This is a genomic window from Pseudoalteromonas sp. JC3 (assembly GCF_030291895.1).
In the GTDB taxonomy this organism is placed as follows: Bacteria; Pseudomonadota; Gammaproteobacteria; order Enterobacterales; family Alteromonadaceae; genus Pseudoalteromonas.
Window position 1 is genome coordinate 737,481 of record NZ_CP127856.1, and the last position, 25,405, is coordinate 762,885.

The 25,405-nt window shown below is 43.6% G+C and carries 18 protein-coding genes; 9 read left to right on the forward strand and 9 right to left on the reverse strand.

Annotated features, from left to right (window positions below; genetic code table 11):
- The first annotated feature begins 54 nt into the window (after nt 1-54).
- The 8 genes from QSH61_RS21915 to QSH61_RS21950 are packed head-to-tail and all read left to right on the forward strand — an operon-like array spanning nt 55 to nt 9,748.
- On the forward strand, nt 55-1,281 hold the full coding sequence (locus QSH61_RS21915; RefSeq protein ID WP_206471733.1) for an amino acid deaminase: 1,227 nt from the start codon (nt 55-57) through the stop codon (nt 1,279-1,281).
- A 13-nt stretch (nt 1,282-1,294) separates the two neighbouring features.
- Nucleotides 1,295-2,167: a MurR/RpiR family transcriptional regulator gene (locus QSH61_RS21920; protein ID WP_206471734.1), complete on the forward strand. Its 873-nt coding sequence runs from the start codon at nt 1,295-1,297 to the stop codon at nt 2,165-2,167.
- The gene (locus QSH61_RS21925) at nt 2,167-3,633 is read left to right on the forward strand and encodes an N-acyl-D-amino-acid deacylase family protein (RefSeq protein WP_206471735.1); all 1,467 of its coding nucleotides are present in this window, start codon (nt 2,167-2,169) and stop codon (nt 3,631-3,633) included. Before QSH61_RS21920 ends, QSH61_RS21925 begins: the two co-directional genes overlap by 1 nt.
- Nucleotides 3,634-3,662: 29 nt before the next feature.
- Entirely contained in the window at nt 3,663-4,049 is a 387-nt protein-coding gene (locus QSH61_RS21930; protein WP_206471736.1) for a RidA family protein, read from the forward strand.
- A gap of 37 nt (nt 4,050-4,086) precedes the next feature.
- Nucleotides 4,087-5,517, forward strand: a complete 1,431-nt coding sequence (locus QSH61_RS21935; protein ID WP_206471737.1) for a sodium:solute symporter family protein — start codon at nt 4,087-4,089, stop codon at nt 5,515-5,517.
- The gene (locus QSH61_RS21940; protein WP_206471738.1) at nt 5,514-6,467 is read left to right on the forward strand and encodes a sugar kinase; all 954 of its coding nucleotides are present in this window, start codon (nt 5,514-5,516) and stop codon (nt 6,465-6,467) included. Before QSH61_RS21935 ends, QSH61_RS21940 begins: the two co-directional genes overlap by 4 nt.
- 4 nt (nt 6,468-6,471) lie before the next feature.
- Nucleotides 6,472-8,841: a family 20 glycosylhydrolase gene (locus QSH61_RS21945; protein ID WP_248298672.1), complete on the forward strand. Its 2,370-nt coding sequence runs from the start codon at nt 6,472-6,474 to the stop codon at nt 8,839-8,841.
- Nucleotides 8,842-8,848: 7 nt separating this feature from the next.
- Nucleotides 8,849-9,748: an SMP-30/gluconolactonase/LRE family protein gene (locus tag QSH61_RS21950; protein WP_206471739.1), complete on the forward strand. Its 900-nt coding sequence runs from the start codon at nt 8,849-8,851 to the stop codon at nt 9,746-9,748.
- A gap of 294 nt (nt 9,749-10,042) precedes the next feature.
- On the opposite strand, the gene QSH61_RS21955 is transcribed toward QSH61_RS21950, so the two are convergent.
- The 4 genes from QSH61_RS21955 to QSH61_RS21970 form a co-directional block, all read right to left on the reverse strand.
- Complete coding sequence (locus QSH61_RS21955; protein WP_174169670.1) at nt 10,043-10,468, reverse strand: hypothetical protein; 426 nt, start codon at nt 10,466-10,468, stop codon at nt 10,043-10,045.
- A 251-nt stretch (nt 10,469-10,719) separates the two neighbouring features.
- Nucleotides 10,720-11,112, reverse strand: a complete 393-nt coding sequence (locus QSH61_RS21960) for a hypothetical protein (RefSeq protein ID WP_174169669.1) — start codon at nt 11,110-11,112, stop codon at nt 10,720-10,722.
- Between the two features lie 147 nt (nt 11,113-11,259).
- Nucleotides 11,260-11,892, reverse strand: a complete 633-nt coding sequence (locus QSH61_RS21965) for a hypothetical protein (RefSeq protein ID WP_174169668.1) — start codon at nt 11,890-11,892, stop codon at nt 11,260-11,262.
- A 309-nt stretch (nt 11,893-12,201) separates the two neighbouring features.
- The gene (locus tag QSH61_RS21970) at nt 12,202-13,161 is read right to left on the reverse strand and encodes a DUF3137 domain-containing protein (RefSeq protein ID WP_174169667.1); all 960 of its coding nucleotides are present in this window, start codon (nt 13,159-13,161) and stop codon (nt 12,202-12,204) included.
- A gap of 1,497 nt (nt 13,162-14,658) precedes the next feature.
- Between QSH61_RS21970 and QSH61_RS21975 the strand changes: the two genes are divergently transcribed.
- Entirely contained in the window at nt 14,659-15,570 is a 912-nt protein-coding gene (locus QSH61_RS21975) for an AraC family transcriptional regulator (protein ID WP_206471740.1), read from the forward strand.
- 70 nt (nt 15,571-15,640) lie between these two features.
- Here the strand turns inward: QSH61_RS21975 and QSH61_RS21980 are convergent, their stop codons facing one another.
- The 5 genes from QSH61_RS21980 to QSH61_RS22000 form a co-directional block, all read right to left on the reverse strand.
- Nucleotides 15,641-17,518: a hypothetical protein gene (locus tag QSH61_RS21980; protein WP_206471741.1), complete on the reverse strand. Its 1,878-nt coding sequence runs from the start codon at nt 17,516-17,518 to the stop codon at nt 15,641-15,643.
- On the reverse strand, nt 17,515-18,651 hold the full coding sequence (locus QSH61_RS21985; protein ID WP_206471742.1) for an NAD(P)H-binding protein: 1,137 nt from the start codon (nt 18,649-18,651) through the stop codon (nt 17,515-17,517). Before QSH61_RS21985 ends, QSH61_RS21980 begins: the two co-directional genes overlap by 4 nt.
- 96 nt (nt 18,652-18,747) lie before the next feature.
- The gene (locus tag QSH61_RS21990; RefSeq protein WP_206471743.1) at nt 18,748-20,898 is read right to left on the reverse strand and encodes a TonB-dependent receptor; all 2,151 of its coding nucleotides are present in this window, start codon (nt 20,896-20,898) and stop codon (nt 18,748-18,750) included.
- Between the two features lie 269 nt (nt 20,899-21,167).
- Nucleotides 21,168-24,497 carry a hypothetical protein gene (locus QSH61_RS21995; RefSeq protein ID WP_206471744.1) on the reverse strand — a complete coding sequence of 1,110 codons (3,330 nt, stop codon included), beginning with the start codon at nt 24,495-24,497 and terminating at the stop codon, nt 21,168-21,170.
- A gap of 9 nt (nt 24,498-24,506) precedes the next feature.
- The gene (locus tag QSH61_RS22000) at nt 24,507-25,382 is read right to left on the reverse strand and encodes an ABC transporter ATP-binding protein (protein WP_206471745.1); all 876 of its coding nucleotides are present in this window, start codon (nt 25,380-25,382) and stop codon (nt 24,507-24,509) included.
- Nucleotides 25,383-25,405 lie beyond the last annotated feature (23 nt).

Sequence of the window (25,405 nt, forward strand, 5' to 3'; positions counted from 1 at the left end):
TGCGCTATTTTGACGTGGAGAATTAATGTTTAAACTCAAGGATTTGAATAAACGATGACAATATTAGCGAAAGGCACTGGCGACCCACTGCAACTAGAAGAGAGCGGCTGGGATATTCTCGCAGAGCAGGTCAGTTTGCCAGTTGCAGTGATAAAGCAAGACGCCATCAACCACAACGCGAATTGGATGGCGAATTTTGCAAAGGAAAGCCAAGTATTATTGGCACCCCACGGCAAGACGACGATGTCTCCAGCGCTATTTACACTACAGCTTGAACATGGCGCATGGGCCATCACGGTAGCGACCGTACCACAAGTTTCCGTAGCCATAGTTGCGGGCGCAAAACGAGTGATCTTAGCGAATCAACTTGTTGGCGAATATCATATGAAGCAAGTTGCTAGCATGCTTACTGATACTGACGTTGAGCTCTATTGTTTTGTTGACTCTATTGCAAATGCCCATGCCTTAGGCACATTTTTTACTCAGCATTCGCTGTGTATTTCCATTTTACTCGAGGTGGGAGTTGAAGGTGGTCGCGCTGGTTGGCGCAATCTTGCAACGATAGTGCAGCTAGTCAATGTATGCCAACAGTATGCTAGTTTAGAGGTAGCTGGCATTGGGTTTTATGAAGGCGTGATCCACGGCCATAACGCCGAGCAAAGGATTGCCGCATTCGTTGACTCAGTAATAAAAACGGCGGCAGATTTACGACAAAAAAACGTGTTTTCAAAGGCGTTACCTATTATCACGGGGGCGGGGTCTGCTTGGTACGATGTTGTGACAAAGACACTAAACAAAAGTGAACAGGCTCAGCAATTTCGTTTTGTGATCCGTCCCGGTTGCTATCTTATTCACGATACCGGGATCTATCAGGATGCGCAGCAAGCCGTGTTATCACGGAGCAATCTCGCTTGCGGTTTGGGGGAAAGTTTGGTGTCGAGCTTAAGTATATGGGCTTACGTGCTTTCGACTCCAGAGCCGGGCGTCGCGATAGTTGGTATGGGTAAAAGGGATGTCGCATTTGATGCTGGCATGCCCACACCAGAGCTGATTTACTCTCCGCCGTCAAAGCAGCTGTGCTCAATAGACGGCGCGGTAAAGGTCGAAACAATCATGGATCAACATGCTATGGTAAGTATTGCATCTGGGTGCGAGGTACAGGTTGGCGATATGATCTGCTTTTCGACTTCTCATCCTTGCCTGACCTTTGATAAGTGGCGACAAATTGGTGTTGTCGAGCGAGATTGGGTGATCACCCAAACCATTTTTACCTATTTTTAATTGAGGCGAAGCTGTGGATATTATTAGCAAAATTAAGGAAGGTTTGGGGCACTTTAGTCCAGCGGAAGAAAAAGTCGCTCGGCTTATTTTGGCTGAGCTTAACTTTGCCGCAAGCGCATCCATTAGTGAGTTAGCCGAAAAAGCACAGGTCAGTCATGCCAGCATCACACGGTTAGCGCGTAGCTTAGGCTGTACCAATGTACGTGACCTTAAGTTTCAGCTGACACAATCAGCCGCAATTGGTGAGCGTTTTACAAATCCTGAGCCAATTGAAAAAGAAAAGATTTCTCATGTTTATACCTCTATTCAGGAGATCCTCACGCTCAATGCGGGACTCATCGATGAAGCGGTTGTGGAGCAGGCGAGTGAAGTGATTTGCGCCACACGTCATTGCTTAATTTTTGGGGTTGGTGGTGGTAGCAGCCTGATGGCACAAGAATGTCAAAATCGCTTATTTCGCTTGGATGTACTTAGTAATGCTCACTCCGATCCTATGATGATGCGCATGGTTGCGGCAACGGTGAATAAAGGGGATGTGGTGATTTGTCTCTCGCTTAGTGGTGTTTCTCCTGATGTGAAAGCGGCGGCGCTTATCGCCAAAGAGTATGGCGCTGAGGTTATTGCTATTTGCCCAGTGAGTGACTTGGCGGACATTGCCGATCACCACTTAGTCATCAAAACTCAAGAAAGTGATTACATCTTTAAGCCCAGCGCTGCACGCTATGCCATGATGGCAGCGGTGGACATTTTGTCGAGCGAAGTTGCTATCCGTAATCAAAAGCGCTCAAGAGAAAAACTCCGACGGCTTAAAACCCAGTTAGATCAGCATCGAGATAAAAACAGCAATATGCCACCTGCCGATAAACGCTTTCCTTTGGGGGATTAATGCTGAGCTCATCTCTTTATGTTGATACCCTCATTCAAGGCGCGACGGTGTATTTTGAACCAGGCTCTGAAGCACAAGTGGTGGATGTCGCGATTAGCAAAGACAAAATTGTTGCGCTTGGCAACTGCAACCATTTGCAAGCGCAGCAATGCATTGATGCCACGGGTTTAGTGCTCGCGCCGGGTTTTATTGACGTACATACCCATGATGACCTTGAAGTGTTGCGAGGCCCACATATGCTGAGCAAAGTGAGCCAAGGTGTCACCACTGTCATTGCCGGTAATTGTGGCATTAGTGCAGTGCCTTACTGTACAAATCAAGCGCCGCTCGACCCCATTAACTTACTCGGGGAGCGATCAGAATTCGCCTATCGTGAACTACAGGATTATCAACATGCCTTTAATAAGGCCGCTCCGAGTGTCAATTTAGCCATGTTAGTTGGTCATACAACGCTCAGAGCGCAGGTCATGACGGATTTATCTCAAGCCGCCAATGCGCAAGAGCTTGAACAGATGAAAACCTTGCTGCATCAAGCGATGGTGCAAGGGGCGATAGGATTTAGTACAGGCCTTGCTTATTACAATGCGAAGGGGGCAAGTCAAGCTGAAGTGAATGCGTTGGCCGAGGTTGTTACACCATTTGATGGTATTTATACCACGCATTTACGCACGGAATTTCAAGGAGTCATCCGAGCCATGGACGAGGCCTTTGCAACGGCAGAGCATGCCAAACTGCCGCTGGTTATTTCACATATAAAATGTGCAGGTAGAGAGAATTGGGGCAGGGCACCTGAGGTATTAGCGCATTTTGAACAGCATAGGCAAACACATCTAGTGAGCTGCGATTGCTACCCTTACGCCGCGAGTTCAAGCACCTTAGATCTTAACCAAGTAACGGAGGAGACGGACATTTTTATTACTTGGTCGGAGTCTCATCCAGAACTTGCACAGCAAAGCTTGGCAGACATTGCTACGCAATGGCAAGTGTCTCAGCGTGAAGCAGCAAAGCGCTTGCAGCCAGCGGGCGCGGTGTATCACTGTATGCTGGAAGATGATGTGCAGCGATTTTTAAGTTATGAACACAGCATGGTGGGGTCTGATGGCTTGCCGTGCGATCCGCATCCGCATCCGAGACTGTGGGGGACATTTCCGCGGGTGCTTGGACATTATTGTAGAGAACAACAATCGCTGCCGTTGGCATTGGCTATCTACAAAATGACAGCGTTGCCAGCAGCGCGCTTTAAGCTGCGGCAACGTGGCAATATTCAAATTGGTTACTTTGCCGATCTGGTGTTATTCGACCCCAATCGGGTTCTAGACCAAGCAAGTTACAGTAATCCAAAACAACTTGCCTCAGGCATTGTGAAGGTTTGGGTGAATGGCAAGCTCAGCTATGTTGAGGGCGCGAATGCAGACACCATTGTCGATTTCGGCCGAGCAGGACGATTTTTAACGCGTCAAAACTAATAAAAATCAAAAATCATCAAGAGGTTAACATGACAATAAGAAGAATAGGTGCTGAGGGTGGCACGGGCACTGGTGGACAACACTTACCCTTTGCACGAGCGGTTGAAGCCGGCGGTTGGTTAAAGGTCTCGGGGCAAACGCCAATGCGAGATGGTGAAGTGGTTGAGGGTGGCATTGTTGAGCAGTCGCGTCTGGCCATAGAAAACTGTATCGCGATTATGGCCGAGGCAGGTTATGGCCTTGAGCATGTTACGCATGTTTCTGTGGTATTAACTGACGCAAGATATTTTCAGTCCTTTAATAAGGTTTTTGCAGAGTATTTTTCAGCGCATCCTCCTGCGCGAATTTGCATGGTGGCCGACTTAGTCGTGGACTGTAAAGTTGAGGTCGATGTCACCTGTTACAAAGGCGAATAGACGTTATACGAACAACAATGTTCACAGGAGGAGAAGCATGACGGATAGTCAGCAAGTGTATTTGCTTATTTTTCTGTTGTATTTGTCTGCCATGATAATGGTGAGTTGGCTGGCATCTCGGTGGCAACGGTCAAATTGCGACTATTTATTAGCTGGGCGAAAAGTACCGCTGATGCTGACGCTAGGTACCACCGTTGCCACTATGGTCGGCACCGGCTCGTCGATGGGGGCGGTCGGCTTTGCCTATCTACACGGTTGGGCGGGCACGCTTTATGGCATTGGCGGCGCGCTGGGTATTTTATTGCTGGCTTGGTTGTTTGCGCCAGTTAGGGCTGAGCGCTTCGCGACAATGAGTGAAGAGTTAGCAAGCTATGTAGGCAATCATCAAGTCGTTAAAAAGCTCTTAGCAATATTGATTTACGCGGCAAGTGTCGGCTGGCTTGGCGCACATTTGATTGGCGGGGGCATGTATTTAGCCTGGCTCACTGGGCTAGATGAGAACAGTGCAAAACTGATTATTGGACTGGGACTTGCGGTATATGTGACCTTAGGCGGATATTCGGCGGTAGTCTGGACGGATGCTATTCAGGCAGTTATTTTGTTTTCGGGCTTTTTGTTGATGACCTACTTTGTAATCGAGGTGGTCGGTGGTTGGCAAACGCTAACCAGTGCTTCGGTTGCAGCGGGAGCTGGGCTCTTTTCATATCAAAATATTGGTTTATTGCCTGCTATTTCAATGGCGCTGGCGGTGCTGGTGGGCGTATTGGCAACACCATCGTTTAGGCAGCGGATCTACTCCGCCAAAAGCATAAGCAGTATTCGTATGTCGTTTATTATCTCGGGATTACTTTATTTAGGGTTTTCATGTATTCCTGCGGTGATTGGTATTGGTGCTTATGCAGTTAACTCGAGTTTAGACAACCCTTCATTTGCTTTCCCCTATTTGGCGTTAACGGCGATGCCGGTATTGATTGGCGGCTTTATTTTATTGGCGGGTATTTCCGCAACGCTTTCTAGTGCCAGCTCCGACGCCATTGCTGGAGTCAGTGTGTTGGTTGCTGATATTTATCTGACTTGGTGTAAGGGAAATATTGCGCCACACAATCCGCTTTTGGTCTCTCGTATTGCCATGTTGACTACCGTATCGCTGGCATTATTTATGGCGGTGTTGTCGAGCGACATTATCAGCTATATCACCAAAATGATTTCCGTTGTATTAGCGGGGCTTTGTGTGATGGGGTTATTGGGGCGCTTTTGGCAAGGTTATACTTGGCAAGGCAGTTTAGTCACCTTGATGGCAGGTTCAGTGGCTGCCCTGCTCATTGGTATGAACGACGATTGGCTGGCTTATTTTGGTAACCCGATTATTCCTGCGCTGCTCAGTGCTTTGGTGTTTGGTGTATTGACGAGTGTGGTGACAAAACCCAGTGTTACCGCATCGCCCGAAAAAACGGAAGTGACATCATGAAAAGCGCAATAAAACAGTTGCTGTGCTTTGGTGAATGTATGGTGGAGCATAGAGCTGATGGTACTAGCTCGTTTGGCGGTGATACCTTTAACACGGCTTGGTACTTAGCTCAGTTACTCAAACAAAGCCACGATAACCACATCGCAGTCAGTTTTGCCAGCGCCATTGGTACGGACAAGGCCAGTACAAACTTGCTTGATATGTTGTCAAACACCAACATCAGACAAGACTATATTTCGCTTGAACCACATAGCACGCTTGGCGAGTACTGGATTACGCTCGATGAGAAAGGAGAGCGACGCTTTACCTTTGCTCGTGAACACAGCCCTGTAAGGCAGTATTTTAAGCGTGATGAGACCTTAACTCAGGCGCTTCACAACAAGGATATTGATGCAATTTATCTCTCTGGAATAAGCCTTGCCATCCTAGATGAGTCACAAAGAAAGCACTTATTTGAGGCGTTAGCCGCGTTTAAAAACCGAGGTGGGCTCATATTTTTTGATAACAACTATCGCCAAACCCTTTGGCATAGTGATAACCCAAAATTGAGTTATCAGGCTGTAATGGCGCTGGCAGACATCGCATTTTTAACCGACGAGGACGAATATGCAGTGTATGGCACCGCAAATGTGGACGAAATAATCGCAGAGCATCAAAAGCAAAGCTCACAACTCTTAGTTATTCGCCAAGGCGCTCAGCCATGCGTGATCGCGCCAGCTGACGATTTTTCACCTATTTATATCGCGGCGCAAAACGTAGCGCCGCAACTTATCTTAGATACCTGTGGTGCGGGCGATGCGTTTGCGGCGGGGTTTTTAGCGCATTGGCTGAAAGGTTGTGATTTGCAAATGGCTGCGTGCTTTGCACACCAAGTTGCCGCCGAGGTGATCCAGCATCATGGCGCGCTGATATCCGCCGACTTTCTGCCAAAGCTTGTTACTCAGGAATAGTGTAATGATGAGAATGTACTTTAGTCTTTTTTTATTCACCGTGTTGTTGCCGATTGTAACTGCAAAAGCAACGCCACTGTCGCTTATGCCCATGCCGCAACAAGTGAGTACGACCGAAGGCTCGCTGGTGTTTGATAACGAAATCAAAGTTGCGATACACGGCTTTAGTGCGCAGAGGCAGGCATTTCTGCTCACCAGAACGCAGCAATACATTGAACGCATTACTGGAAAACCTATTCCGATACGGGTAGTAAAGCGTGGCAAAGCGGACTTAACCATTCGCGTAGAAAATATCGAAACCGAGTTACAGTTTCCTCAGCTGAATATGCCAGAAGACTACCTGCTTCAAATTAAAAAGGGTGGAATAGTGCTTAGCGCACCCTCCGTTTTCGGCGCGCAGCATGGTCTTGCTAGCTTATTACAATTGGCCCAGAGTAATACATCGAGGCAATTCATACTCCCCTATACAACGATCAGCGATAGTCCCCGTTTCCCTTGGCGTGGGCTACTTATTGATAGTGTTCGCCACTTTATGCCAATTGCGACAATAAAGCGTCAACTCGATGGTATGGCCGCGGCAAAGCTAAACGTTTTGCACTGGCACTTAACTGATGACCAAGGCTGGCGAATGGAAAGTAAGGTGTTTCCTAAGCTGACTCAACTGGCCTCAGACGGATTGTATTATCGTCAATCAGAAGTGAAAGAAGTAATTGAGTATGCAAGCCTTTTAGGGATCCGCGTGGTGCCTGAATTTGGAATGCCGGGACATGCAAGCGCTATTGCCGTCGCTTACCCAGAGTTGATGACTAAAGTGCAACCTTATGAGATGGAACGCCATTGGGGAGTATTTAAGCCTCTGCTCAATATCGCAAGTCCTGATATGTACGCCTTTATCGACGATTTACTGGCTGAGATGACGAGTTTATTTCCAGACGGCTACCTCCATATTGGGGGTGACGAGGTAGAACCTGAGCATTGGTTGGAAAGCCCTGAAATACAGGGGCTAATGGCAAAACATGCATTGGAAGACGGTCACGACCTACAAAATTACTTTAATACTCGCGTACAAAAGCTTATTGCTAAGCACCAACGTGTGATGATGGGGTGGGATGAAATTTTTCATCCGGCGTTGCCTAAAAATACTGTCGTGCAGTCTTGGCGTGGTCATGATTCGTTAAATGCAATTGCAGAAGCAGGTTATCAAGGCATTTTATCAACCGGATTTTATATTGATCAGCCGCAGTATTCATCATTTCATTACCGTAACGACCCATATCCGGTGCTACCGACAGTGGATCTCACTCAACCGCAAGTATTAAGCATAGGCTTTACGGTCCCACGCCTAAAAGGCAGCGCAGTCAAAGGCGAGCTTGTGGTGTTGGGTGAACAAGTGCTTATAAAGCTTAATAACAATCGCCATCAGTTAGTACAAACAGATAAGCCAATTACTAGCAAGACTCAGCAATTTACCGCAGCCATGGATAGTTGGATGGGACCGTTACAGTTTGAGTTTAATACAGCGCAGCAACAAGGCGCGGCAATGATTGGTAATAGCCGTTATCCGCTCACACTTGAGGCGCTTGAAAAACCACAACCAGTCGAGATTTCAACACCGTTAAGCCAAGAAAATGGTGTACGTATTTTAGGTGGCGAGGCGACCATTTGGAGCGAAATGGTCACCGAACATAATCTTGATGTCAGAATATGGCCGCGGCTTTTTGTGATTGCCGAGCGTTTATGGTCAGCTAAAACGCTTACGGATAGCAAGCAGATGTATGCGCGGTTGGATCATATTAGCGATTTTGCACATAACGTCATTGGCTTAGGTCATAAAACGCAGCAACAAGCGGGTTTTAATAGGCTTATCAGCACAACCTTGGATGAACCAAAGCGCAAGGCTACGCTTGCATTACTCACTCATCTTGCAGAGCTTATAGAGCCGAGTCACTATTACACGCGTCACCATATTAAATTCTTAAACGACGAGTATCACCAGTTTGCATCGCTTGATAAATTTGTCGACTATGTTGCGGTTGAGAGCCGTCAGGTGAGGCTGCTTGAGGAGCAAGTCGCAAGCTATATCGCTGGTGATAACACTGACTTAGCGCACATTGGCGCGATATTGCAACGTTGGCAATCGGGGCTTGAGGCGCTAACACTGTTACAGCAAAGTCCAAAACTTACAGAAGCACACTCATCGGCGTTAACGGTGACGCAGTTTATTGCATTGAGTCAGCAAGTGCTTGAGGTTTGTAAAGGGGCTTTACAGGCTCCGCACCTAGATAGCAAGCTGTTAGCGCTGCAAAATTTAACGGATGAAGTGGTCATAACAGGAATTTATCCAGTTCGAGCGCTTTACCTTCATTGTAAATAGGAAAGTCATGAGAAAGGTCATACTCAGTTTATTTTTGCTACAGAGCAGTGGTTATGTAGCTGCCAACACGGTTGTAGATACACAAGATTGGATAACGGATGGTGTTTTCACGCAAGGTATTGAGGGACCTGCGGTGGATGATGCCGGCGTGTTGTATGCGGTTAATCATCAACAGCAAGGCACCATTGGTAAAGTGACTGCACAAGGCAAAGTCGAAACTCTGCTGACATTAAAAAATGGCTCTATTGGTAACGGTATTCGCTTTGATAAGCAAGGCAATATGTATATAGCCGATTACGTCAATCATAACGTGCTTAAAGTCACCAAGGCGGCACTTGCACAAGGTGGTGATTTGTCACAATTCGTGACGGTATTTGCTCACGATAATCGCATGGATCAACCTAATGACCTTGCGATCATGGACAACGGAATTCTTTTCGCCAGCGATCCTAATTGGCAAGCCAGTAGCGGTAAACTTTGGCGTATAAATACAAACGGAGCAGTAACCTTATTGGAAGCGGATATGGGCACCACCAATGGCATTGAAGTTAGCCCTGACAATAAAACACTTTATGTGAATGAAAGCGTGCAGCGTAAAGTATGGCGCTATGAGTTAGACGAACAAGGCAATATTAGTAACAAACAATTATTTATCTCGTTTACCGATTTTGGCTTAGATGGTATGCGCACGGACAACCAAGGCAATCTTTATATCGCCCGTTATGGCGCTGGTGTGGTCGCTGTAGTTTCACCTCAGGGCAAGCTAATTAAAGAAATTAAACTGAAAGGCAAGTACCCGACCAATGTGGCTTTTGGCGGCGAGGAAGGTAAACGCTTATTTATTACCATGCAAAAACGCGGCGCTATCGAGATGGCTGAGGTAGAGTTTGCAGGGAGAAAGAAATAGTTGGGTTACAGGTGCATATATTTTTCTCCTTGTTACAACAATATTGCAAAGAAGCGCCCATCAATATCTTTACATGTACGCAAAAAGCTTTGCTTTATATAGGAAGTTTATAATGAATAGATAAGTGTTTTTGTATATTCCGCTGTTCTATATATTTCATAAAAATTTCCTGTTTAGGCAAGTGTTTAAAATTCATAGTGAGCGTTGCAGTATTTTACTCACTATGAATTATAGGTTTTAAAGTCAGGGTGTACTGCGTTATAATCGAACGCCAATGCCATCAATCTAATTAAACTAAGCTGGTTGAACCAAAATACTATAATTCTTCCTCATGGCATCCACAATAAGCTCAATTAACATCACAAATAGTTTTTGTTCGACCCACTCTGGAAGATATGGTATGTCGAATTTGCCATTCATACGTGATCCAAGCACTGATGCCAATTCCTTTGCATCTTCATCAGAGATACCATCCGAAGTATCTTTAACCAAACCATAAAGTTCATTAGGTAGGTTTTGATATAATAAGCGGTCAACCAGCTTTACAATTTTTACGAAGATAGTTTGCTCGGTCCCTTCTTTAATAAAGGGTATATTAATCTTTTCGTTTAATTTTGTAGCCAACACTTCAATTTCTTCATCGGATAGCATTTCTATTTTATTATCCATTTCTGCTTTAACTATTTCGCGTTGTTCAGTGGTTAATGTAATGGTTGTCATGGCTCTCTCCTTTCGTGCTCCATTAGTTATAGAAGGCAGGTATTGGAGCAACGTATCTGCCTTTAGGAAGCTAATCTACTAGTGATAGCAGTACGATGTTGTAAATTAATTGATGAAGCATGGTCTACTAGGCTTTCCTTTGACCTTATTACTTTATTCTGTAGCAACACGAAAGTATTTTTGTACACTCTAGGCCGGAGAATGTTAATTCTGCTCATTTAAATCTCCCAATTCCTGTTTTGTTACTATATCTAAAACATCCTTTGGTGTTTCTGAGATAAAAAATCGAAATATAAACCTGGATCATCAACAATAGTAAAGTATATGATTTTTGTGGTAACTTCAGGGTCAACTGAAGTAGAGGTTAAATCTCTTAAAGCATCAAAAGTAATTTTATTGTATGGTTTCGTTGTGTAAACATTTTTTACTTCCCTTAGGTTTTCTGATTCTAAATTTCCAAATCGACTTAACGTAAAGACTTCGTTATCAGAAAGGTTTACGTCAACGGGTCTAATTCCGTTGTTTTTTATTGATATTATGACTTCAATACCGTACTTATTCATTTGAGCTACGCTTAATTGATAAATATCAATTACAAACTCTAATGCTACTTGTTTTGATTCAACTCGGTGCACTTCTTTCAATGCCTAAAGAACTGCAATCATAGTTACCTAGTTGTGCCATACTTCAGAGTTAATTTTTCTTCGTTCTATCTTGTCCAAAACTTATCCTCCAATAATGAAAGTAGTCTCAAATCGTAACTTTTAACTATTTTCAAGCTGAGATGAAAATCAGTCGATATCATCACTGTCACAAGAGTGAGGCATCTTTCTGTTTTTTAAACTGGTACATAGAGCTTGACACATGGGCTTACTTAATTGATAGGTATCGAGGTTGTGCATACTTACTAGGATAGACTCGGCTAAGTCCCCAGAAATATAACTGAAGTCACATTTATTGCTGGAACGGGTTTGGTCTCTAGGGTGTATCAATCCAAAGGAATGATTTCTTTCGTGAATAAGCGTATTTGCAATTGCGATTGTTTTTCGGTCTAATCGCCACTTATTGAGGGTTGTGGTGTTTGTGTTAGGCGTCGTTTTTGCCGTTGTTGAAGACCACGGGTTCCATTTCCACCAGAATCTAATCTCCTCTTCGCTGTATGGGCCGTCATTTTCAAATTTATATAATAGCCATTCAGTGGGAGTGCTATGAATTGAAATTTCTTCCATATTAGTGGGAGTCCGTTTATCCCACTCTATGGCACTTTTGCTTTCAAGCTCTCTTAGTATCTCTTTGAAAAGGGGGTTGCTTAAAGCAGATTTTTGCATTGCAACCGCATCAGAGACTTTTGAAGGAAAGTTTTTCGTTCCTGTCGTTGTGCACCCTGTTATTATTATCACAAGTGTCATTAAAGCTCGTTTCATCTCTAACCCCAATCGTTAATTAGTAACATTACAATTTAATACTGACCGACATAGCCATCTTTCTGCTGCATTTAGATTCGTTCATTCAGAACATTAAAAATTTGTTAGTGTAAAAAGACGACGAGTATTCATAGACTCTTAAAATCTTAAAATCTTAAAACGTAACTGAACCTGTTTATACGGCTTGCATGCAGCCCAAGAAACCCGATGGTATAGATATTAGCCTAGTTACTGGGAAATTAAATTACACTAAATTACACTTGTGGTAAGTGATTGATTTTTTTTGTGGTTACAATAAAAAGCCTGCTGCTAGCGAACCAGACTTTTTGCTAGGTTTTCAATCAGTAAGAATTGTTTGGCTATGTCTTCGGCCCAGCTGGGATCGTATTCTTTTTGTAGCTTTTTAGGGCTAAATAGGTTGGCTCCATAGTCAAGAGAGATCAGTATATCGCTACCTTCTATAAACATTTGGGCTTTTACTTCGGGGATTTTTAACCCTTTTGGTAGGTGACTGGATGAGAAGAACGTTTTGACTTGCGACAATTGCGCCATATATTCTGGCGTGAGTACTTCGCGGCAGGTTTCTTCATCTTTAGCATAGACTTGATACTCTTTTTCAAAGTCTTTTTGTTCAAATTTAACTCGCTGTAATCCTTTTAAAGATTGACGTCGATTTATCAGCATGTTCCAAAGCCCCGCATCTTGTAACACTACGATTGGAGTATCTACAGGTTCAGGCATACTCAGTTTTATAACTGCACCATTAAACAAACGTTTGCTGTCATTGTTCTGGTGATGCGTGCGTATATGCACTTCAGTAAAGTAAAAGGGAATGCCATTTACTTCGCCGTTAAATCCATCTTCAGCCACAGCTCGGCCTCCTTTGGCTAATATACCTGCACTGATAGCTTCCTCGCAGATAAGTAAATTACCGCCGACTGAATATTCTAAGTTAAGTGCTGAAGCAATTGGCGCCATCATATAAGCTCTAGTTAACACACCCTTAGTGAAAGACTTAAGAGAATGTTTTAACAAAAAGTAAATAGGAATTATTGAGATTAAGAGAAAAGGCGCAAGAAATAGTAAGGGGATTGCAATACCAACCGCCCACCATTTATAGCGCTTAAACGACTTCAATTTATTGTCAAGATCGCTATCAAAGCTGGATGTGGTTTTATCTAAATTGTAATAGGCCTCTTTTAACTGCATCTCAACGCCAGCTAGGCGTGGATCAATATGATGCAGAGACCTCTGTTCTAATAATGGCATAACTTTTCCTTGTAAGTCGCAATGGAGATTGAGAAAAAATTGTACCTTGTAATACTTTATAAAGTAAGTGATAAGAGTGGTGAATATAATAAAAGGCGAGTTCAACTTTTTACGTGACGTCTTTCACTAGGGCGTTTTGACCTTTGCTGTTTGATTTTTTATTCTTCTGAGTGTGTTTTGGTCACGACACTCGACTTGCAGGGCATAAACCAGTTCGTACGCAAGCTTTGGCCTATTTAACTCAAACCCATGTCGAACATAAATTGAGTATCCGAATACCTGAGTGTTGTTTACTATCGTCTCGTCAATAAAACCTCGGGATTCCCCGTTGCTTTTAATGGCTTGTTCGCGATAGGAAATGGGACGGTATCAAGATGAATGACGCAAATTTTTCTGGATGCTTAATCCCTTTTTATTATTGTCAATGGTCAAGTGAGGTTTGATTTGGCACTTCGACACAGGCAGCGAAATCTATGATCACAAAAGTATCTGAAAAAGTCATCATCTCACATTGGCATATGGTTCTAAGGTCGTTATTTTCCTTGCCTATTGTTGTTAAAAACACTCTATGGTCAATCTACACCTTATAGAAGCGTCATGGTAAAGGGCCAAAATTTCATAAGGAAATATTAAAAACCCGCATAACTTTAGGTGCGTCGGGCTTTTAGTTTATTTATATAAATTGGATAAGATTAAAAATGATAACTGACAAATACCGCGGTGTTACTAATACTACTTTTGAAACAAACTAATGGTTGTAGTCAACACTCAAGGCGATAGTGTCGCTCAAATGCCAGTAGGCTATTACTAAAACAATGCACAGCATCCCACCTTGGCTTAGATACACGACTTATTTAACCTCTGGCCTATTGCAACAAATTTAACGCAGTAGAAAGGGATAACAGCTGCTAGAAAACATATTGTTATCCCGAGTTCAGGTTATTTATCAAGGCTGGCAGTCAAATTACCGCTTATTATACAGGTGCACACAGTCTTTTAGTTTGGGTAGTCGTGACTATGGATAACTAACTCATTTATAGCAGCCTGTTTCGGCGCCAACAGCTGAAATTGGTATAACACCTCAGATTTGGTACCTAGACTTTGGCAGGACACGAGAGCGAAACTATCCCTAAAACTCTCTAGTAAAAGAAGGAATGCTCTAACTCTTTCCTTATGCAAATCTCTGGTTGAAAATTGTATTTTTTGGAATTTCTTATTGAGAATGATTTTTATTAGTGTTAACTTCTTAGGGAACATAACTCAGAATTTGTTTTTATCGTTTTTCATTTGTTAATATTTTGTTGTTCTGATGCGGTTAATAATGGGTGATGTAATAGATAGCTATATACGACTGAATAACTAAAAGTGAAATTCATTCTTATCTGACTTGTTGATATGGTGAAACATCCGGCTGTTCTCGGTAACTTACATGTTTCTCTAAAGGAAGTATTAGCTACAGATGCCTGAGTGATACGGGGATTGGAAGGGGGGTTAAAAATGACTATGTGTAGTGACATTGAAATAAGTACAGCGAATAAACAGCAGCATATTGATAATGTGGTTGGGCAGAATTTTGTGCAGTTGATGCCAGGGCTTTCTGTGAGCCTATCTTCAGCGCAGGATTTGGGGGCGGCAGATACTAAACATGTATTTCCTGGCGATGACCAATATATTCACATTAACAATGTTCTTGCGGGGAAGTTTGAAGCGACGGTCGGTAATACGCTTTTACAATGTGAGTGCGGAGACTTTAATATTGGTTTTTCGGGTGGGGAGAATTTTTGTGCTTACCATAGTAATGATTTTAGTAACTTAGAGATCATGATAAAACCCGAAGTGCTTAATGAGCTTGCTGGTGAAGAGCTCAGTGGGGTAGATCTAGGGAAAAGTATGTCATTCTTTGTGAAGCAAAGTGGCCCCAGTAGAAAAGTCAGCACATGTGCGAACCGTATTCATAAGTTGATAAAAGATCAAGAAGCCAACCCTCTGCTGCTGCATTCCGCTACGTTAGACTATCTATATTGGCATCTCACTGCACTGAAATCAGTTGACACGAGCAACCAACTTCCGCTTCGAGAGAAAAAGCAGCTTATTGCAGCTAGAGATTTTTTATTATCCGATCTTAGTTGCCCACCTACCATTTCAGATGTGGCTAAGGTGGTTGGATTAAACCAGTGTAAGCTAAAAAAAGGTTTTAAGGTACTATTTAACAATACGGTTTATGGTTGTTTCCAAGAAGAAAGAATGCACAAAGCAATGAACCTATTAAAAGACAATAATGTAACCGAAACAGCCGTCTCGCTGGGTTATAGCAATGTAAGTCATTTTAGCGTGGCTTTTAGAAAACAGTTTGGGGTGTTGCCTAAAGAAGCGAGACTGAACCTCGCTCCCAGTATTGTTTGTGGTTAATCACTTTTGAGAGTATGTCCTGCGGGCTTTGCCCGCAACACATAAATCCATTCTTCATCGCCTTTTTCCGTTAGCCCATGGCTTGGAGCGTTAGCGTTTTACTCAAAGTGATGTCAACAACACCTTCACCTTTAAAGTTCCAAGTTATGTTCAAATTACTCTGACTGGCTAAAAAGGCTAGTGCTTCTTGCTCCATTTCTCTCACCATGTCTGCAAGCTCAGGGCAACCGAGCTCTTTAAACATAGCAGCATACGCACAGTCGGTGATAGAAATGCAAATCGTTGTGGAGTCAGCCTGTGATTCGCTTAGTGTAAATAGGCCAAGTTTGGCGTAGTTTCTAAGCCAAGTGAGCCAGTACTCTAAAATCACATCCTCTTTGTTTTCGAATATATTAAAGGATTCAGGATTAGGCCATAGCCAGCGCATTTCCATTTTGCCTGTCTCTAGAAACATGTCACGATATAATCGGTAGGCTTTATCCTGCCCTAGTAGTTTCCTCGCGTTGCCATAACCTGAGCTAAACATACTCATATCTTTAGTGATGGACTTCCAGATTTCGGTATATTCTCCTTGGTGTCTATCGCGCCAGTGCTGTAAGCCTTTATTATCTCGACGCCATGCTAACAGCGTAGAAATTACAAACTTTGCAAAGCTATACCTACTGGTGGCCTCTTTAAGTGCTCGCCATATCTCTGATTTATAGAGATATTCTTGTTGCCTTTTGGCCATTTTTGGATGTTGCTTTGTTACTGTATACCAATTTAACCCCAAATTTCTGAGACTATTGATGTCTGATGATACGCTGTCTACCCAGCCAAACTCTTGATCTGCTCGATGTGTGTTCTGGGTGTTTGCAGGTTTTGCCGTGACACCATATAAAGCCAATGTTTGCAGTAGCTTTTGGCGCGTTTTATAAGACAAATGCTCTACGGCTTTGACGCCATAGCTGTCAAAGAACACATTGTTTAGCCAACACTCAACCACAACACATGCCATCTTGGCGGTTAGTTCATAAGAAGAAATAACCCCGTGTAACATTAGCCCTGATTGCGGATTATTGTCTGGGTAAACCCATAAACAAGTATCGGGATCTGACTCTTTTTTGGTTTTGAGCTTTTGCCCATTGTTAAAAAACATCTTGGAGAAAAATGTATTTTTACGTTCGCCTAAGCGATATTTACTCATAAACTTTGCAAATCCAAGCGTTAGGTGTTGGATGTGATAACGACTATCTAGGTGCTTTATGTCTAGGTCTTCAGCAACATACTCACAACCAAGCCCAGCGACTTCAGGTGTTGCAAATGGAATTAGGTCGGCTGGCTTTTTCAATGCTGGAAAAGCAAACTGGTGTTGTGCGTCCTGCCAAGGCGTCTCAACCTGCTTGCGAGTCCCTTCTCGCCAGCAGGTTAAGTGATTGGTAAAGCTTGCTAAAATCGCTTGTGGACTGGTCTCGCCGCCACCATAGGCTGCGCCCATATACAAACGACATTGATAATAGCCCGTTGCAGATGCTTTTTTATGCGCAAGCTCAGTTAACAGTAGTGTTGAAATACCAGGGGAGAAGCCCATACCTGTGAGTAGCAAACGTTGTTTTGATTGGGCCTCAGTATTCAGTGCGTGTATTTGATCTGCAGCCTGTAGGCTATCATTAATGTCGAGGGCATCTATATTCGCGTTCAAGCACAGTTGATGCGCCTGTAGGGCAAATTTATCCATTGGACCCAAAGCAATCACAGCTAAGTCGAACTTTTTGAGTGTTTCAATGCTTTTGGCTTTGTCATTTATATCAAAAGGAACAAAGTTAATATGCTCTGGCAATATGCCCGCTTTTGGTGTTCGCCGTGCCGCACAGCTTATTTTCAAATCTGAGAGGCGTTCACTGAGTAAGTTGATAATGCGCCTGCCCGACTCACCTGTACCTCCCAAGACGATGATATTTTTACTCATGCAGCCTCCTGTTTGGTGTTGTTGTCTGATTTAGAAAGAATAAGCCCTGCAACGACACCTGCTTGTTCGAGATCTTTTATAAAATGATTGGCATCAACAGCTTCATGTAGCATCATTGGACCTGTTTTGGTGATTTGATTGTTTAATAATTGCTTAGCCGTTATGCCGATGATAAAGCCTGTAGCCTGATAGGTATCTTCTAGAATGATTTGGCCATGGTGTACGCGGTTGTCAGCACATTTAATTTGGGCATCGACGGCGTAAATTGGGTCGAGCTTACGCATATCTTTAGCTGAGGCCTTACATAACCATCGCGCCGCACGAGCGATAGTTTTATGGTTTTTGTACATCTTGAATATCTTGGCAATCATGCAAACAAACATAGCGCGTGGTCCTAGATTAGCACCGTAGACTTTAGCTGTTTGTATGTCATGTTCGTTGGCGAGTTGCACAATTTCTTCTGCATAAATCAACATAGTAGATGCGGTGCCTATGGGAGCAGGAAAGTGTGCTTTAGTACCAGCTTTTGAGAACTTTTCACGTTTAACTTGCTGGTTTTCCAAGTAGCAAAAGCCACGTTCGTGACCAAAGTCTCCTAACCCATTTATAATGTCCCATGCCGAATTGTAGCTCCAAGCGTCTCGGCCAACGTATTGCACTTCTAAGGATTTGATGTCCGCTCCACGGCTACATTGTTGAATAAGATAGGCGGGGAATACGCCTGATAAGCCCGGTAGCAAACCGACGTTGATGATGAGCGGTACTTCACTAATGTGCTTCTTTTCATGCTCGTGGAGAGACGCGTACACTGGATCGTAGCCACCAGCATCAATAATTGGTACGCCTAACTCTTTACAGGCCAATACTATTTGATCGCCAATAATGCCTGAGGGGCCAACACAGGCGACGACCAGATCTGTATTCTTTAACTGAGTTTTTAAATCGTCGGTGTTTTGGATATCTAGTTGTACTGTATTTATTCGGTCTTGATGTTGCGAAATTGCACTGGGTAATGAGGCTTTTCTACGTGAAGCAAACGTAAGTGCGGCTTGTGTATGCTCAAGTAAATACTCAGCTGCTTTTAAGCCTACTTGACCTGTACCACCGAGCAATAACACGGATTGAGCTTGCATGGTAACTCCCTTAATAAGCGTATCAACGCATTGATATTATTTATACAACGTCACGGTGGCGCTTAGTGCGTGCGCCACTTTCCACTCGTCATTGGTTTAGAAATTAGTACCTACAGTGAGGCCTATGGTTCTCGGGTTTCCTGCTTCTGCCGTGACACCGAAACCAAAGTTAAATTCAACTTTTGAGTAATATTCATCAAGCGCATTCTTCACCCATAAGTGCGCGTACCAGCTTTCGCTTTCAAGTCCTACTTTGGCATTTAAAAGGTGATATGCAGATTGCTTCATTTGGTTACCTGCATCAAAGTAGTGATCGCCCATATAAATGTTTTCTAACTGTGTGAATAAGGTGAAGTCGCTGTTGAGTTCTGTACGATTGCTAATGGACAGGTTGGCACTGATCTTAGGCGTGTTTGGTAAACGATTATCGGAATAATCTTCTATTGCACCAGTTGCAAAGTTCACACTTTCATACTCGCTATAAGTGGCGTCAACATAACTACTTGAGAAGCCAATGGTCCAATCCGGGTGAGGCTGGTAGCGCGACTCAAATTCAACACCCCGGCTGGTACTTTCGCCAGCGTTATCAGTGATAATGGTTGTGTTTTCTAACATCTGTTGCACTTGTTGGTCGTCTAAAGAAACGTAAAATGCAGTGATTGAAAAGCTCAGTTGGTTTTCTAGCGCTAGTGCTTTATAGGCGATTTCATAGTTATTACTGTATTCAGGCTCAAAGCTAGGCTTGCTTAAGTTGGGATATAAAGTGTCAAATCCTCCTGCTCGGTAACCTTTACTCCAAGACGCGTAAACAAGGTCATTATTGGCAGTTTGATAAGAGAGGGCTAATTTGGGTAGAACTTCGCTGAATTCTTCCTTGCCACCGTGTTGCGAGGTTACTCCAGTGGACTGAGAGTCGATGTTAATATCGGCTTCTCGCTGTTCTTTATGGTAGCGTAAACCTGCAATGACGGTAATATCCTGAGTGATTGCGTAGTCAACCAGGCCAAATACTGCCCAAGCTTGGTCATCTTTCCCGATAATCGAACGATCAATCATGGGTCCACTACCTGGGTACATAGAGGAGAAGTTTAGATCATTTCTTGTCGTACTCTGGGTATCTGATTGATAGGCATAGAACCCGACTAGCCAATGGTAGTCTTCAGTATTTTTAGAGCTCCAACGCATTTCATGGGAGAGCTGATCAAAGTCGTCCTCAGAGTGACTATGGAACTGATATCCTGCGTCATTGCCTGTATCTTGATCCGCGGTGTTCAGGTTATCCCAGTCACGCCAGCTTGTGATCGAGATGAAGTTTACATTGTCACCGCTATAATCCAGTGTAACCGAAGCCCCAAGTGCATCGCGATCGTCAACTCCTTCAAAATCATGTTCTATGTGATCTGGGTTGGCTTTGATACGCTCAAGTTGTCCCATCGCATACGAATCGCCACGAAAACGTTCATAATCCACCACAAAATTGGCTTCAAGATTGTCTGACGCGATCCATCTAAGTTTAGCTCTTGCACTCAGATCGTCGCGTGCACCAAAGTCTTTATCTAAGTAGGTATTTTCAAGATGTCCATCGGTGTTGTATGCCGAAGCTGATAAGCCGAGAAATAGATTATCCGCAGTCAAGGGGGTATTCACACCTAATCTAACCCGCTTTGAGCCAAAGTTATCTGCAGAAAAGGCGCCTTTGAACTCCGGCATTTCGTCTGGTTGTTTGGTGATGATATTAATAACACCAGCCAGAGAATTGCCCCCATATAGTGTGCCTTGAGGGCCCCTTAGGACCTCAATACGCTCTATATCCACAAGGTCCAAATCAAAAATACTATTGCTACTATAATTCACGCCATCGACGTAAAAACCTATGGTGGGTTCGGTGAATAAACCCGGGCCTATGCCACGAATAAATACATTACTGTCTCTTCGGCCACCCCAGCTATAAACGTGAACACTCGGGATCGCTTGTCCAAGATCTGTGATTGAATAGGCTTCAGAGTCGACTAGTTCTTGTCCAAAAATAGCCGTTACGCTAGAAGCAACTTCCATAATATTCACGGTACGCTTTTCAGAAGTAACCTCAATTCGTTCCAAGTCGATATGTTTGGCTTGATCATCAGCAAATACTGCTGAAGAGAAAACGCCTAAACTCATTGCTAACAAGGTACGCGAAATGTGATAGTTGAGTTTAGAAGTGGAGAAGAGAGATTTGGCCGCAGACGTCAGCTTATAACGAAACATAGTAATTTAGCTCCTAGTAACAACGAATAGTAGAGTAGTTGGGCATTGAGTTATGCTGCGCTAGAAATGGGTTTTTAGGCTTACTTCTCGTCAGCGTTGACCATTTGGTCGGCCCTGTTTTTATTGCCCGTTATTGTCTGAATAAGCAAGGAAAGCCACTACCCGAAAACGGCCATTACCCCTCTGTGCGGTTTTTTTTAAAGGTAGCGAACAAGGCTGATAGTAATTAGGGCGCTTATGTGGCAGCCCTAATCGTTTGTAATGGGGGTTTACAGAGATAGATTTTGCACTTTTGCGTCATGTAGCGTCATTTGGTGAAATAATATATCTAGTTGTTTTTCATGTTTAGGTTGATTTACGGCTTGCAACAGCTTCAGGTACAACTGTTGTGCCGATATGGGCTGTGAAGCACTCTGCACTCGATAATGTGCTAGGGTATCATTGATCACATTGCTAAATTGCTCATTATCAATGAGCTGTGACACTTCATAAACAACAAGCTGCGATTTACTTTTGGCGTATGGTTGGTGCGTCAATGCTAAGGCGTTTTTCTCCACACCGGACTCTTTAGTACGTGCTAATAAGTAGTCATTTTTAATGCTAGCCAATAGTTGTTGTGTTGCTTTGCTACTCAATCTTGATTTGGTCAGCGCAAACCAAGTTGGCACTCCCTCAGACAGTATGGGGTAACCTGCGGTGTTTGCGATTGCGATATTCTGCCACCAAACCTGAGCAACTGCATCGTGTACGGTGTATTCTAACCAGTCGGAACTGGATGGATCATGATAATTGTGTTGCCAAGCGGACATTTCGGGGATAAGCACTAAATTTGCGCTAACCGTTTGTTCTCCCATACCCTGAGGTAACGCTGCTATTTTTAAGCTGTTGTATGGGTAGGTTCCAAATATTGCTTCGCCTTGTTCAAGTGCATGTTTTGCTCGTTGTGTCATGGAATGTAGAATGGCTTCATCGGTGTTAAGATAAAACAGTTCTATGGGAATATCTTTGCCGGTTTTTGCGCTTGTCCATGTAGACTGGTGAATTTTGTATCCGGCGCTCACAATGACAGGATCCCAATGACTCGCGGTCATTGTTTGAAATTCATAGCTGTGGCGCTGTCCTTGTGTTTGGTGTTTCTGCAGATCCCCCGGCGCCACAACTACTTGATTGTTGGGGGCGTCAATTTTTAGTTTATAGGTGAGCAGATCGGCGTCGTCGTGTTGGTACAAGTCTAGTGTTTGTGATTGGCTGAAAAAGTCTGGTGCCAGCGGGTCGAGGTTAAACTTCTCTCGTAACACGTTGTCTTTGATGATGTTGTTTTTCTCGAACCCAATGGAGGGCCAAAAACTTGCATCAATATAGCTGGCATTTTTTGTCACTTTGCCAATGTAATCAGTTGCGTGATTACTATAGCCTTGATATTTGACTGAAGCCGTAAAACTGAGCTGACTTTGTTGCTCATGAATGAGAGGCGTACTCAAGCCCCAAACCGAGGCATGATGCGTTTTGTCTAAAGCGAGCAGTGAAAGCGCTTGACCAGAAAGTAAGATTTCATCAAAAGCGGTATAGTTGTTGGTGTTGAGTAGCAACTGCTCGATTGCATTCTGGTGTGAATTAACCAGCGTTAAGTTGGCCGTGTATTGTATAGCGCGCTGATTTGGGTGTAGCGATATGGCAATTTCAGCGTGGCGAATTTTAGGCTGCGGTTGTGTATCGAATTGCCGGTATTGGTTTTCGTAGTCGGCTTGCACAGCATAACCATCGGCTTGTGTTTCAAATTGACCGTTAATGATCATCTCTTGATGAATTGAATAGGCTTGATAGCCAAAAACTGTGCCTGACAACAGCATAATAGCCAGTGATCGCGGTGTAACCTTTTGTGGTAAAGCTATTAATCTTTCTTTAAAAGGTGCAAGCACTCCTCGTGTCCACAGCCAGCTACTTAATACTAGCAATACACAATAAAAACTGAGCCAGTAGAGCATAAGATTGAGATCTCTGATGATAAATTGCTCGGTAGATGCAATTTCGGAGAGTTGAGCAATAGATGGCCATGCCCATAAATACATAAAGTTCTCTATCGCGTGAGTTTCATTGAATATCGCAGGAGAAATACAGAGCACCACGGCACATACCTGTGCGGCAACTTTAGACTGCAATAGCCCGTAACTAATGATGGCTATAAACACGTAAGCGAGCATTAATGGCAGCAAAACAAGCGTACTCAAATGCAATAAACTTTGCCAATCGGGGTCAAAATAACCTTGTATAAATTGTGTACCCAATAAGCCTGAAATAGGCACTAGCATTAATACGAACGCAACAAGAACAGCGCAGATTATATGGCTCAAAGGAGCTTGCCAATCGGGCGTTGGGCACACAGCGACCAGCTGTGCGGTATTTAGCTGGTGGTCTTTGTGGCACTGATCAACTATAAAAAAAGCGGCGGCAAGCATGGTAAAAATCAAACTGGGATAAATTAACACGGGAAGCAGCGTGTGCGTTCTTGGCAAAATAGCTGCGCTGCCCTCCATGCCCGGCAAACGGTAGCTTAAACCGGCGATGATCAGCATCAACGAAAGCGTCAACATTGATAGGTAAAACGCCTTATTAGTAATGATTTGGCGAGCTTGAAGATAACCGGAGTAGGCGCTGAATTTAAGCCAGTAGACTGTGGCTTTATTGGTTATCAAGGTTAATGGGTTCATATTTAGTTTGCTTGAACTGTGCGTGTGTTGTTGCGCTTTTGCAACGGGTTTTGCTGAGGCTTTTTTGTTGTTACTGGTTCTAAATTTCGTTAAATCGAAGCGCCACCATGCAAATACTAGCAAAGCTAATGCTAGTGCTAAATAAAGCAAACGATTGTAAAGTAACGCCCCATCTAAACTTAAAAACTGGGTCATTCTTTGCTGTGCCGTCCAGTAAAAGATTTGTCCTTCAACTGTAACCTTACCCAATGGATCAACAACTTGCAGCCAAGGGGCTTGTGGTGCGCCGTCACCAAACAAAGCGGTGATAATGACAAACGAGCCAACGGCTATCATCATCGCTGCATAAGCTGGTGTAGCGCGTCCAGTGAGTGCCGTGAGCGCAAACGGAATAGCGGTATAAACAATGCAAGCTGGGAGTACCCAAAGCAGTATAGCGTGTAAAATATGGGGCAATGAAGTTGCTATAAAATCACTATCTGGGTAGAGTCCAAAGAGGCTTGAGATCAGAGGTAAAGTCACCATGGCGATGACAACTGAGCTCATGACTAACAGCACAATAGCTAAACTCGCTAAATATTTACCGATAAAATAGTGTTTGCTATTGATATCAAAACTATACAAATAGTCTGCAGTTTTAGAATTAAGATCCCTGAGTAATGTTGGGACTACCAGTGCGCTACCCACCGTGGCAGCCCAAAATGTGTAGTACATAAACAAGTAGTAGATTGCATATGGCGAGTTGCGTGCAACCCTGCCACTTTGCATGAGTGTATCCCATTCACCGCCTAACATTTCTCGGTAGCCCATGGCTATCATGGCTATTAAACAACCCCAAGTGGCTATGGAGCGTAGTCGATATTTTAACTCAAACAAAAAACTGGTGAACATACATGCTCCTTAAACCGCAAGTTCAGGGACGTAGCTGAAGTAAAAGTCTTCTAGGTCCGCAGTGCTTTGAATAAAGTTTGCGGTGGGTGCGGTGTCGTTTTGGATAGTGGCTTGGATGTTGCCTTTAACAATACGTGTCGAAATCACTTTGTAATTGTCTCGTAGTGTTTTCAACTCATTTCTTGATACTGATTTGTGCCAAATCTGGTGCTCTATTGAGGCGACGAGCTCATCGGGCTTGCCGCGTGCCAGTAGAGTTCCTCGGTTGAGGATCCCCATATCATCACAAAGGTTAGTGACGTCTCCTACAATATGTGTGGAGAGGATCACGATGGCACTGTCAGTGAGTTGGTGCAAAATACTATAAAAGCGGTTGCGCTCTGCTGGGTCTAGTCCCGCGGTTGGTTCATCAACAATGATGACCTTAGGGTTGGTCAATAAAACTTGCGCTATACCAAACCGCTGGCGCATACCACCTGAGTATGTATCTACCGCTTTATGACAATGCTCTGTGAGGTTAACCAGCTCCAACAATTCATTAATTCGACTTTTTCGTTCCTTGGCATTGTGAATACCCTTTAAACGAGCGAAATAGTCCAGCATATCGGTGGCGGATGCATTTGCATAAACACCAAAATCCTGAGGCAAGTAGCCCAGTTGACGACGGAACTCAGCAGGGTTTGTGAAGATATCTTGCCCATCAAAATATATTTTGCCACTGTCGGGCGTTTGTAGGGTGGCAATGGTGCGCATAATACTGCTTTTACCAGCTCCGTTGGGACCAAGCAGGCCGAACATGCCCTTGCTTATGGTTAAATTGATATCTTTTAGTGCGTGAACACCGTTTGCATACGTTTTTGATACGTCACGAATTTCTAATTCCATTTCATTAGCTTCTGTTGTTGATT

Coding starts and splice junctions, on each gene's coding strand:
- QSH61_RS21915 (WP_206471733.1), top strand. CDS start 55: ATGACAATATTAGCGAAAGGCACTGGCGACCCACTGCAACTAGAAGAG.
- QSH61_RS21925 (WP_206471735.1), top strand. CDS start 2,167: ATGCTGAGCTCATCTCTTTATGTTGATACCCTCATTCAAGGCGCGACG.
- QSH61_RS21930 (WP_206471736.1), top strand. CDS start 3,663: ATGACAATAAGAAGAATAGGTGCTGAGGGTGGCACGGGCACTGGTGGA.
- QSH61_RS21935 (WP_206471737.1), top strand. CDS start 4,087: ATGACGGATAGTCAGCAAGTGTATTTGCTTATTTTTCTGTTGTATTTG.
- QSH61_RS21940 (WP_206471738.1), top strand. CDS start 5,514: ATGAAAAGCGCAATAAAACAGTTGCTGTGCTTTGGTGAATGTATGGTG.
- QSH61_RS21945 (WP_248298672.1), top strand. CDS start 6,472: ATGATGAGAATGTACTTTAGTCTTTTTTTATTCACCGTGTTGTTGCCG.
- QSH61_RS21950 (WP_206471739.1), top strand. CDS start 8,849: ATGAGAAAGGTCATACTCAGTTTATTTTTGCTACAGAGCAGTGGTTAT.
- QSH61_RS21955 (WP_174169670.1), bottom strand. CDS start 10,468: ATGACAACCATTACATTAACCACTGAACAACGCGAAATAGTTAAAGCA.
- QSH61_RS21965 (WP_174169668.1), bottom strand. CDS start 11,892: ATGAAACGAGCTTTAATGACACTTGTGATAATAATAACAGGGTGCACA.
- QSH61_RS21970 (WP_174169667.1), bottom strand. CDS start 13,161: ATGCCATTATTAGAACAGAGGTCTCTGCATCATATTGATCCACGCCTA.
- QSH61_RS21975 (WP_206471740.1), top strand. CDS start 14,659: ATGACTATGTGTAGTGACATTGAAATAAGTACAGCGAATAAACAGCAG.
- QSH61_RS21980 (WP_206471741.1), bottom strand. CDS start 17,518: ATGAGTAAAAATATCATCGTCTTGGGAGGTACAGGTGAGTCGGGCAGG.
- QSH61_RS21985 (WP_206471742.1), bottom strand. CDS start 18,651: ATGCAAGCTCAATCCGTGTTATTGCTCGGTGGTACAGGTCAAGTAGGC.
- QSH61_RS21990 (WP_206471743.1), bottom strand. CDS start 20,898: ATGTTTCGTTATAAGCTGACGTCTGCGGCCAAATCTCTCTTCTCCACT.
- QSH61_RS21995 (WP_206471744.1), bottom strand. CDS start 24,497: ATGTTCACCAGTTTTTTGTTTGAGTTAAAATATCGACTACGCTCCATA.
- QSH61_RS22000 (WP_206471745.1), bottom strand. CDS start 25,382: ATGGAATTAGAAATTCGTGACGTATCAAAAACGTATGCAAACGGTGTT.